Below are 11,127 nucleotides of genomic sequence, written 5' to 3'. Positions count from 1 at the left end.
TCACCTGTCTCGCGGCCTGGGCGTCACCGGAAGCGTCCCGGGCCGTGGGGTCTGCCGCCGCCGCGCGTTCGTCGCGCGTGTCGGCGTTCTGTGTCCCCCGAGCTGCCTCGCTGATGTGCCCACCCCACATGACCGGCGCTGCCTGTGCGGTCAGGGTATCGCTGGCCTGCCTGCTCTTGCGGGCGGACCAGCGAAGACACCGCGGGTAAGCGGTACCCCACCGATCGTGACGTCACACCGGACGAATCGTCGGATTCCGGTACCCGCCCACGCGGCGCGGCCCGAAAGGCGCCGTCAGCAGCGGACCGGGCCAGGCGGGCACGGCGTCGTCAGCAGGCCAGGTGTCAGGAGAAGATGCCGCCCACGCTCTCGACGAAGCTCACGACGAACCGGATCGCCACGATCACGAACACGATCAGCAGCACACCCGCCACGATCAGGCCCGCCGAGGCGTTCGACGGCTTCCGCACCGTGACGCGCTGGTTGAGCGGCTGCTTCACGGGCTTGGCCGCCGCGGGCCGTTGCGCCTGCTGGGATTTCTCACCCCGGCGCAGCATCGCGGGCAGCAGCTGGCCCCGCATCCGCGGCCGCGGGAGCTTGCCGAGTCTGCCCTTGACGCCGTTGGTGCCGGACGCCGCGGCTGTGCCGCCGGTGTCCTCCGCGCCCTCCGGAGCTTCCGCGTCGCCCGCTTCCCCCGGATCCGCCGGGTCCCCAGGGCCGGCCTGCTCCGCCTGCTTCGCGTCCTCCTCGGCCAACGCCGCGGCCGCCTTGCTCCGGATGACCTCGAGGTCCGGCACCGTCGACTGCGCGGGAGGGACCGTCGAACCGGACCCGCCCGCGGCGGATTCCGGATCGGCCAGCGAATCGCTGTAGTGCGCCGACTCCGGAGCCTGGGTACCGTCTCCGCTGCCCACGCGTCCTCCTCGTACCTGCTCGGGCGATGCGGGGGGGAACCCGCAGTGACATGCCGTCGGCTGTCAGGGTAGCGGTCCCATCACACCGCGCATCCGCCAACAGGACGATGACCCGGCTCACGTATCCACGTGACCGACCACGGCGGGCGAGCCACCCACCGGGTGCGCCTGAACCGCACCCAGGCCGGTACGGCCCGCCTACGCTGCGCAGACATCCCACCGGTGACCACGCGCGCACCGACTACGGCCGTGTCACCGGGCCTGCACCGCACGGTCACCGACATCCACCGGACCGGTGACCCGGCGTCGATCAGCCGCCTACTTCTTCGTCGACGTGGAGGCGGTCGACTTCGACTTCGACGAGCCGGAACCCGAGGACTTGGCCGACGTGCTCTTCTTCGCCGCGGTCTTGGTCGCCGCGGTCTTGGTCGCCGTCGACTTGGTTCCGGTCGACTTGCCGGCCCCAGTGCTCTTGGTGCCGGAGCTCTTCGCCGTGGTGCTCTTCGCCGTGGTGCTCTTCGCCGTGGTGCTCTTCGCCGTGGTGCTCTTCGCCGCGGTGCTCTTGGTACCCGAACTCTTCGCCGTCGTGGTCGACTTCTTGCTCGTCGTCTTCTTCGCGGGGCCCTTGGCTCGCTTCTCGGCAAGCAGTTCCTCGGCGCGTTCCTGCGTCAAGTCCTCCACGCTGTCGGACTTGCGCAGCGACGCGTTGTACTCGCCGTCGGTCACGTACGGCCCGAACCGGCCGTCCTTGACGACGATCGGCTTGCCCGAGACCGAGTCCTCCTTGAGCTCCATCAGCGGCGGCTTCGCGGCCTGCCTGCCGCGGCGCTTCGGCTCGGCGTAGAGCTTGAGCGCCTCCTCGAGCGTGATGTCGAAGATCTGTTCCTCGGTGGCCAGCGACCGCGAGTCGGTGCCCTTCTTCAGGTACGGCCCGTACCGGCCGTTCTGCGCGGTGATCTCCTCACCCGACTCCGGGTCGGTGCCCACCACGCGCGGCAGCGACAGCAGCTTGAGCGCGTCGTCGAGCGTCACCTCGGCGATGTCCATCGACTTCAGCAGCGACGCGGTGCGCGGCTTCGGCTTGGTCTGCTTCTTCGTCGTCTTCTTCGCCGTGGTCTTCTTGGTCACCGTCTTGGTGCCGCCCTGCTCACCGGAGTCCTCGGCGGCAGCCTCCTCGGTGTGCGACTGCTCGGCCGGCTCCTCCTCCGGCTCCGGCAGGATCTCCGTGACGTACGGCCCGAACCGGCCTTCCTTCACGACGATCTCGTGCCCGCTCACCGGGTCGGTGCCCAGCACGCGGCCTTCCTGCGGCGTCGCGAACAGCTTCTCTGCGATCTCGAGCGTCAGCTCGTCCGGCGGCAGGTCGTCGGAGAGGTTCGCCCGCTGCGACTTACCGTCCACCTCGCGCTCGAGGTACGGCCCGTACCGGCCGACGCGCACGACGACGTCACGACCCTCGGAGTCGGTGAACATCGGGATGGAGTTGATCTCCCGCGCGTCGATGTCCTCGACGCCCGAGCCGACCAGCTTCTTCAACCCGCCGATCCGGCCGACCGAACCGTCGACGCCCATCTCTCCACCGAAGTAGAACCGCGACAACCAGCTCGTGCGCTTGTCGTCACCGCTGGCGATGCGGTCGAGCTCGTCCTCCATCGCGGCGGTGAAGTCGTAGTCGACGAGCCGCTCGAAGTGCCGCTCCATCAGCCCGACCACCGAGAACGCCACCCACGACGGGACCAGCGCGGAACCCTTCTTCCACACGTAGCCGCGGTCCTGGATCGTCTTGATGATCGACGCGTACGTCGACGGGCGGCCGATGCCCAGTTCCTCGAGCTTGCTCACCAGGGCGGGCTCGCTGTAACGCGCGGGGGGCGACGTCGCATGGCCGTCCGGGTCGAGCTCGGCCGCGGTCAGGCCCTGCCCCTCGGCGAGCTGAGGCAGGCGCTTCTGCTTGTCGTCGGCCTCGCCGCCCTCCTCGGTGTCGACCGATTCGACGTAGGCCTTCAAGAAGCCCGGGAACGTGATCGTGCGGCCCGACGCCGAGAACACGCACTCCTCGCCGCTGGTGGCCGTGCCGGTGATCTTCACCGACATCGTCGTGCCCTTGGCGTCGGCCATCTGCGAGGCGATGGTGCGCTGCCAGATCAGCTCGTACAGGCGGAACTCGTCGGTCTCCAGCTCAGCCGCGGCCTGACCGGGCGTGCGGAACACCTCACCGGCCGGACGGATCGCCTCGTGCGCCTCCTGCGCGTTCTTGACCTTGCGGTTGTACTGCCGCGGACCCTGCGAGACGTACTCGGAACCGTAGAGATCCGTGGCCTGGCTGCGCGCCGCCGACAACGCCGCCTCGGACAGCGTCGTCGAGTCGGTACGCATATAGGTGATGTAACCGTTCTCGTAGAGCCGCTGCGCGATCCGCATCGTGCGCTCCGACGAGAACCGCAGCTTGCGGCCCGACTCCTGCTGCAGCGTCGACGTCATGAACGGCGCGTACGGCTTCCGCGTGTACGGCTTCTCCTCGACGCTGCTGACCGCGAAGTCACGGCCGCCGAGCGCCTCGGACAACCGGTTCGCCTCGGTCTCGTCCAGCACGCGGACCTCAGCGGAGGCGTCCTTGAGCTGCCCGTTCCAGCCGAAATCACGGCCCGTGGCGACGCGGGCGCCGTCGACGGCCGTCAGCCGCGCCGGGAAGTTCCGCGGCGCGGCGTCGGCCCCGGCGTCCATCGTCGCCGAGATGTCCCAGTACGACGCCGACGTGAACCGCATGCGTTCGCGTTCCCGCTCGACGATCACGCGCGTCGCCACCGACTGCACCCGGCCCGCCGACAGCCGCGGCATGACCTTCTTCCACAGCACCGGCGAGACCTCGTAGCCGTAGAGCCGGTCGAGGATCCGGCGCGTCTCCTGAGCGTCCACCAGGTCCGGGTCCAGCTCGCGCGTGCTGTCGGCCGCTGCGCGGATCGCCTCCGGCGTGACCTCGTGGAAAACCATGCGGCGGACCGGCACCTTCGGCTTCAGCGCCTCGAGCAGGTGCCAGGCGATCGCTTCGCCCTCACGGTCGGGGTCCGTGGCGAGGTAGAGCTCGTCGACGTCCTTGAGCAGGCTTTTGAGCTCGGTGACCGTGGACTTCTTGTCGGCGGGAACGATGTAGAGCGGCTCGAAGTCGTTGTCGACGTCCACGCCGAGGCGGGCCCACGACTGCCCCTTGTACTTGGCGGGCACGTCCGCGGCACCCCGTGGCAGGTCACGGATGTGGCCGCGGGAGGACTCGACGACGTAGTCGCCTCCGAGATACGGCGCGATCTTGCGCGCCTTCGTGGGCGACTCGACGATCACCAACCGCCGGTTGCCGTCGCCCGAGCTCTCGCCGTTCTTCTTCCGCGTCGTTGCCGCCACGCTGTCCCGCTTCCTCACATCACCTGTCGGACCCGCCAGTGTGCACGCTGAACGTCCGTCGTGTCTGCCCAGGTTGCTCAACACGCCACATGCGGCGTGTCAAGTGGTATGGCCGATTCGTCCCCGATGTTTCCATGCCGCCACGCCGACTCGGGTTCACCACCCCAACGGTGACCACCCACCCGTGGGTTTCGCGGGTGACGTGGGACTCACTCGGACGACTGTCCGGTCCGTCGTGGGGTGACGCCCTGCCCCTTGAGACGTCGCCGCCCGCCCAGACATTCCCGGGCGTTCCCCACCCGAATCACCGAGGGCAGATGCACGGGGCTCGCGGCCCCGGTCTCGTCACCTGCCCGCGATGCGCGCGTCGCCCCAAGCGGTGAGCCGGCCACAGGTGTCCGAGCGGGTGCCCGCGTCACGAAGCTCCGGCACTCGGTCCAGGTCGCCGAGCAGGTCCAGCCCGCCGAACCGGTCGAGCGTCGCGCGCACCACACCGACCGCCTCCGCACCGCGACGGTCGAGCGCGCGTTTGGCGCCGGCCGCCTGGTCACGAACCCGGCCGTAGGCCTCGACCGTCGAGGAGCGCATCCGGTCAGCACCGTCGACGCCCGTCTCGCCGACGCCGCGGAGGCGTTCGAGCGCGTTGTCGAGGCCACCGATCATCACCGTCAGCAGTCTGTCGGCCGTGGCCGAGGTGCGTTCCGGCGTGCTGGCGTCGATCGAGGGGAAACGGCTCGCGGCGTCGACCACGTCGGCCGCCGCACTGCAGTACTCGTCGACCCAGGCAACGAGCTCGGCGTCGTGGCCGGCCGCGGAATCGCGGTCGGCGGCGCCGGACGGGGTGGGATCGGCGGAGCCGGACGGCCGGTCCGCCGGCCGCGGCGCCGTCTCCGGCTGTCCGCACCCGGCGAGCAGCGCAGCTCCGAGAATCCCGCCGGCCACGCCGACCCTCACGCGTCTCCGCGCCCCCAACGCCGCCCCCTCCGGTCACCGTTTGTACTCCGCCTGACACGGACCGTACCGTTCCGGTGTTCGCCGGTACGAAGGCTGTTCCCCTGCCCACATCGCCCTTGCCCACGCCGCCCTTGCCCACGCCGCCCTTGCCCACGCCGTGACGGAGCCATGACAGAAACGCCCCCAAGGACACTCCGGCTGTATTGAACGCAACCGAAGTGCCCCTGGGGGCGCCGGCACGAATGCGTGGCGTCAGGCGTTCGTCGTCGTCTCGGCGGGCGTTTCGGTCATCGCCGAACCGCGCCGCTTCGACACGACGATCGCGGCGACGATGATCGCCACCGACACGACCGCGAACGTGATCCGCAGTGCGGGCGAGGCACCCTCGCCCACCGTGAGCTGCACGACCGCGGGTGCGATCAGCAGCGACACCAGGTTCATCACCTTCAGCAGCGGGTTGATCGCCGGACCCGCGGTGTCCTTGAACGGGTCACCCACCGTGTCGCCGATGACCGTCGCCGAGTGCGCCTCGGAGTTCTTGCCACCGTGGTGACCGTCCTCGACCAGCTTCTTCGCGTTGTCCCACGCACCACCGGAGTTGGCGAGGAAGACCGCCATGAGCGTGCCGCAGGCGATCGCGCCGCCGAGATACCCGGCGAGCGCACCCGTGCCGAGTCCGAACCCGACGGCGATCGGCGCGAACACCGCCAGCAGACCCGGCGTCGCGAGCTCCCGCAGAGAATCGCGCGTGACGATGTCGACGACCCTGCCGTACTCCGGCCGCGTCGTGCCCTCCATGATCCCCGGAATGTCGCGGAACTGCCGCCGCACCTCGTAGACCACGGCGCCGGCCGCACGCGACACCGCGTTGATGGCCAGACCCGAGAACAGGAACACCACCGAGGCGCCGATGATGACGCCGACCAGCGTGTTCGGCGAAATGATGCTGTCGATGAACGAGTCCGGGACCGAGTCCCCCACCGTCCTGCCGACATCGGTGAGCGCGTCGCGGATCGCCGACGAGTACGAGCCGAACAACGCCGTCGCCGCCAGCACGGCCGTCGAGATCGCGATGCCCTTCGTGATCGCCTTCGTGGTGTTGCCGACGGCGTCGAGCTCGGTGAGGATCTGAACGCCCTCGCCCTCCTCGAGGTCGCCCGACATCTCCGCGATGCCCTGGGCGTTGTCCGCCACCGGGCCGAACGTGTCCATCGCGACGATCACGCCGACGGTTGTCAGCAGCCCCGTACCGGCCAACGCCACGGCGAACAGCGCGACCGCACCGCCGAGCAGGTAGGCACCGAACACCGCGGCACCGATCACCAGCGCCGTATACACCGCCGATTCGAACCCGAGCGACAGGCCCGACAGGATCACCGTCGCCGCACCCGTCTCGGACGTCTTGCCCACATCCTTCACGGGCTTGTTCTCGGTGCCCGTGTAGTAACCGGTCAGCCACAGGATCAGCCCGGCGAGCACGATGCCGATCAGCACGGAGATCGTCGCGATGACGGCAGGGTTGCCGGACGCCCCGTCGAACGAGCTCGGCAGGAACACGAAGGCCGCGATCGCCGACAACACCGCCGAGATAGCTGCCGAGATGTAGAAGGAGCGGTTGATCGTCGTCAGCGCGCTCTCACCGGAACGGGCCTTGGTGATGTAGATGCCGATCACCGCCGTGATCACACCGATCGCCGGGATGATCAGCGGGAAGACGAGCCCCTCGCCGCTGGCCCCGAAGGCCGCACTGCCCAGGATCAACGCCGCCACGAGCGTCACGGCGTACGACTCGAACAGGTCGGCGGCCATGCCTGCACAGTCACCGACGTTGTCGCCCACGTTGTCGGCGATCGTCGCCGCGTTGCGCGGGTCGTCCTCGGGGATGTTCTGCTCGACCTTGCCGACCAGGTCCGCGCCGACGTCGGAGGCCTTGGTGAAGATGCCGCCACCGACACGCATGAACATCGCGATCAGGGCGGCACCGAAACCGAAGCCTTCGAGCACCTTCGGCGCCTGGCCCGCGTAGACCAGCACCACGACGGCGGCACCGAACAGGCCGAGACCGACCGTGATCATGCCGACGACGCCGCCGGTGCGGAACGCGACGCGCATCGCCTTCTCCCGGCCACCGGTCTCCCTGGCGGCCGCCGCCACCCGGACGTTCGCCCTCGTGGCCAGCCACATGCCGAGATAGCCGATCGAGAACGAGAACACCGCGCCGATGAGGAAGAACAGCGAACGACCGATGCGTTCGTTCCAGTCCTCGGCCGGTAGGGCCAACAGCAGCAGGAACACCACCACGCCGAATACGGCCAGCGTTCTGCGTTGCCTGTTGAGATAGGCAGCGGCACCCTCCTGCACAGCGGTGGCGATCTCGCGCATCCGCTCGGTGCCCTGGTCAGCCGCCAGGACCTCCTTGAGCAGGACGTATCCGAGTGCCAGTGCAGCCAGGGCGATCACGGCGACCACGGCGACTATGCCGTAGTCACCTCCGGCCAGCTCCGGAGAGCCGGCCGCGAGGAAGTGCCGGGACATGCGTCCTCCTGAAACGTGTCGCCTACGCCAGCAGCGACTGGTCGGCCGCGAGGCTCCGCGGACTCCACTGTGTCGACGCTGACATGGGATGTGCACCACTTTTTGCGGTTTGTCGGCGCAGTGTATTGGTAACGGAGTCGATCTCGGGAGACCTGTTTCGGGGCGGATACCCGGCGTATCGGTGTGGCACCGGTCACTCTTGGGTGACGATGGTCACGACGTCCCCCTGTGCGATTCTCGAACATATGAACGAAGCCTCGACCACGCGGGCACGCCGGCTGCTCGAGCGCGCGACGGCCGGCATCCCCGACGACCGCGATCCGGTCACGCACGTCGCCGACCTGCCGGGCCGCGACGAAGCGGTCACCGACTGGCCGTCCTGGGCTCCCGACGAGGTGGTGTCCGCGCTGCGCGACAGCGGTATCGACCGCCCGTGGACGCACCAGGCCACGGGCGCATCGGCCGCGTGGGAGGGCTCGGACGTCATCGTCGCCACGGGCACCGCGTCCGGCAAGTCGCTGGTCTACCAGCTGCCCGTGCTGTCCTCCCTGGTCTCCGACACCTCGGCGACGGCCCTGTACCTGGCGCCGACGAAAGCCCTCGGCGCCGACCAGCTGGGAGCCGTGACGCAGCTGGGCCTCGGCGGTGTGCGCGCGGCGTCCTACGACGGCGACACCCCGCGCGAGGAACGCGACTGGGTCCGCAAACACGCGCGCTGGGTGTTCACGAACCCCGACATGTTGCACCGCGGCATCCTCAGCGGGCACGCACGCTGGGCGGCGCTGTTCCGCAAGCTGCGTTATGTCGTCGTCGACGAGTGTCACAGCTATCGCGGCGTGTTCGGCTCGCACGTGGCGTTGCTTCTGCGGCGACTGCAACGCGTGGCCCGCCACTACGGCGCGGACCCGGTGTTCGTACTGGCGTCCGCGACGACCGCCGAACCCGCGGAGTTCGCCGCCCGTCTCACGGGCAGGACCACCACCGCGGTCACCCACGACACGTCGCCGCGCGGCCCGCGGACCGTCGCGCTGTGGGAGCCGCCGCTGCTCGACGAACTGACCGGAGAGAACGGCGCACCCGTGCGGCGCTCCGCAGGTGCGGAGGCCGCGCGCATCCTGGCCGAGCTGGTGATCGAGGGCGCGCGCACTTTGGCGTTCGTACGGTCGCGCCACGGTGCGGAACTGACGTCGCTGGGTGCGAAACGCATCCTGGCCGAGGTCGATCCTGCACTGGAGGAGACGGTCGCGGCCTACCGCGCCGGCTACCTGCCCGAGGAGCGGCGCCGCCTCGAGGCGGACCTGATGACGCGGCGGCTCCTCGGTGTGGCGACCACCAACGCACTCGAACTTGGTGTCGACATCTCCGGCCTCGACGCGGCGGTGCTCGCGGGCTATCCCGGCACGTTGGCGTCGTTCTGGCAGCAGTCGGGGCGTGCCGGCCGCGCGGGCGACGACGCGCTGGTGGTGTTCGTGGCGAGGGACGATCCGCTGGACACGTACCTCGTGCACCATCCCGAGGCCTTGCTGGATCGTCCGGTTGAGACGACCGTGCTCGACCCGGTCAACCCGTACGTGCTGGCGCCGCAACTGGCGTGCGCGGCCGCGGAGGCGCCACTGAAGGCGGGCGAGTTGGACACGTTCGGGGGCGACGAGGCGCGCGCGGTCCTCGAGTCGCTCGTTGCCGACGGGGTCCTGCGGCGGCGGCCGAGCGGGTGGTACTGGACGTCGCGGGACCGGCCTCAGTTCGATGTGGACATCCGCGGCTCGGGCGGTGAACAGGTGGCGGTCGTCGAGGCGGAGACGTCGAGGCTGTTGGGGACGGTCGATCCGGGCTCGGCGTGCACGACGGTCCATCCGGGCGCGGTGTACCTGCACCAGGGTTCGTCGTACGTGGTCGACGAGCTCGACCTGGAGAACGGCTTGGCACTCGTGCACGCCGAGGACCCGGAGTGGAACACCTCGCCGCGCGAGGTGATCGACATCGAGGTGCTGGCCACGCACGAGAAGCAGCATTTCGGCGGCGTGACCGTGTGCCTCGGCGATGTGGCCGTCACGTCACGGGTTGTGGGCTATCTGCGACGGCTGCCGTCGGGTGCGGTGCTGGACCAGGTGGCGCTCGACCTTCCCGAGGAAGAACTACGCACCAGGGCCGTCTGGTACACGATCAGCGACGACCTGCTCGGGGCCGCGGCATGCGCGGGTGCCAGTACCGCATCCGATGTGGACGGTGATGCTGCAGGGCGCCGGGAGGCGCCGGGGCTGGAATCGGCGCGCCTTCCCGGCGCCCTGCATGCTGCCGAGCACGCAGCGATCGGCCTGCTACCGCTGTTCGCTACGTGCGACCGCTGGGACATCGGCGGAGTGTCCACCGCACTGCACGTTGACACCGGGGAGGCGACGGTGTTCGTGCACGATGGTCATCCCGGGGGTGCCGGTTTCGCCGATCGCGGGTTTGCCGCGCTGGTCCCATGGCTGGCCGCTACGCGGGAGGCGATCGTCTCCTGCGAATGCCCGGCCGGGTGCCCGTCCTGCGTTCAGTCGCCCAAGTGCGGGAATGGCAACGAACCACTGGACAAGGCGGGGGCTGTGACCGTGCTCGACATCGTGCTCGGGGCGATGGGACGCGATGGCGAACACGGTCACGGGGTCGTTCAGGCCGCGGAAGGGGCTACGGCGGACTGATCGTCGGTCGGGAGTACCGCGCCGGACGTGTCCGCCACCGCCGCGTCGTCGTGCTCGCCGAGCAGAGCACGCACGAGCACTTCGTGGACGGTCGACGCAGCCGGCAGCCGCCAGCCCCAGATCTCCGGCTTGACGCGCCAATGCACCACGCCCTGCCGGTACGGGGTCGGAGGAAGCGGCACGTATCCGTCGCGGCCGTGCCACGTCACGTCGTCGTGCTCGCCGAGTGCCGGGTGCACGGTCTCGGTCGACGCGGTGAGGAACAGCCAACGGCCGTTCGGCATCGCCACGATCGGCACCGGATGGCCGGTCACCCGCAGCAGCGACGCGGCTCGGCGGCCGAGCTCGTCACCGACCTCGAACGCGTCGACCATCGTGCCGGTTGCGACGAGCAAGCTGCACGGCGTGCCGGTGAACCACGCGGCGACCTGACGCGGGTGTGCGCCGAGCCGGTTCTGCCAGTCCTCGTGTGCGGGCGCCGGGTACTCCCAGTCCGCGCCCTCACCCGCGGAGACCGTGCCCGGCAGGATGGGCCAGCCACGCTCGGCGAGGCTGATCGCCTCCGCGCGCAGCTCGATCCGGAACGAGCCGCGCCAGCTGTCGGGCCACTCCATGTCCAACATGTCTTGCTCAAGCCTCCTGAAACG

At 69.7% G+C, this 11,127-nt stretch carries 6 protein-coding genes; 1 reads left to right on the top strand and 5 read right to left on the bottom strand.

All coding sequences use genetic code 11. The annotated features are described in order from the left end of the window. Positions 1 to 344: 344 nt before the first annotated feature. The 4 genes from FHS23_RS05840 to FHS23_RS05825 all read right to left on the bottom strand — a co-directional run bounded on the left by FHS23_RS05840 (position 345) and on the right by FHS23_RS05825 (position 7,799). Positions 345 to 914 carry a hypothetical protein gene (locus FHS23_RS05840; RefSeq protein ID WP_183648933.1) on the bottom strand — a complete coding sequence of 190 codons (570 nt, stop codon included), beginning with the start codon at positions 912 to 914 and terminating at the stop codon, positions 345 to 347. 318 nt (positions 915 to 1,232) lie between these two features. Continuing rightward, positions 1,233 to 4,310: a type I DNA topoisomerase gene (topA, locus tag FHS23_RS05835; protein ID WP_183648930.1), complete on the bottom strand. Its 3,078-nt coding sequence runs from the start codon at positions 4,308 to 4,310 to the stop codon at positions 1,233 to 1,235. A 345-nt stretch (positions 4,311 to 4,655) separates the two neighbouring features. After that, entirely contained in the window at positions 4,656 to 5,264 is a 609-nt protein-coding gene (locus tag FHS23_RS05830; protein ID WP_183648927.1) for a hypothetical protein, read from the bottom strand. 252 nt (positions 5,265 to 5,516) lie between these two features. Beyond that, positions 5,517 to 7,799: a sodium-translocating pyrophosphatase gene (locus FHS23_RS05825; RefSeq protein ID WP_183648923.1), complete on the bottom strand. Its 2,283-nt coding sequence runs from the start codon at positions 7,797 to 7,799 to the stop codon at positions 5,517 to 5,519. A gap of 245 nt (positions 7,800 to 8,044) precedes the next feature. Here FHS23_RS05825 and FHS23_RS05820 point away from each other — a divergent pair, with 245 nt between their 5' ends. Beyond that, on the top strand, positions 8,045 to 10,480 hold the full coding sequence (locus tag FHS23_RS05820; RefSeq protein ID WP_183648920.1) for a DEAD/DEAH box helicase: 2,436 nt from the start codon (positions 8,045 to 8,047) through the stop codon (positions 10,478 to 10,480). Here the strand turns inward: FHS23_RS05820 and FHS23_RS05815 are convergent. Continuing rightward, positions 10,450 to 11,103 carry a bifunctional DNA primase/polymerase gene (locus FHS23_RS05815; protein WP_183648917.1) on the bottom strand — a complete coding sequence of 218 codons (654 nt, stop codon included), beginning with the start codon at positions 11,101 to 11,103 and terminating at the stop codon, positions 10,450 to 10,452. The two genes, FHS23_RS05820 and FHS23_RS05815, sit on opposite strands and share 31 nt — an antisense overlap. Positions 11,104 to 11,127 lie beyond the last annotated feature (24 nt).

Origin of the sequence: Prauserella isguenensis, assembly GCF_014191605.1 — a bacterium.
In the GTDB taxonomy this organism is placed as follows: Bacteria; Actinomycetota; Actinomycetes; order Mycobacteriales; family Pseudonocardiaceae; genus Prauserella; species Prauserella isguenensis.
Note: the sequence above shows the minus strand (reverse complement) of the source record. Positions and strands in the feature narration are given on the sequence as shown.

Coding starts and splice junctions, on each gene's coding strand:
- FHS23_RS05825 (WP_183648923.1), bottom strand. CDS start 7,799: ATGTCCCGGCACTTCCTCGCGGCCGGCTCTCCGGAGCTGGCCGGAGGT.
- FHS23_RS05820 (WP_183648920.1), top strand. CDS start 8,045: ATGAACGAAGCCTCGACCACGCGGGCACGCCGGCTGCTCGAGCGCGCG.
- FHS23_RS05815 (WP_183648917.1), bottom strand. CDS start 11,103: ATGTTGGACATGGAGTGGCCCGACAGCTGGCGCGGCTCGTTCCGGATC.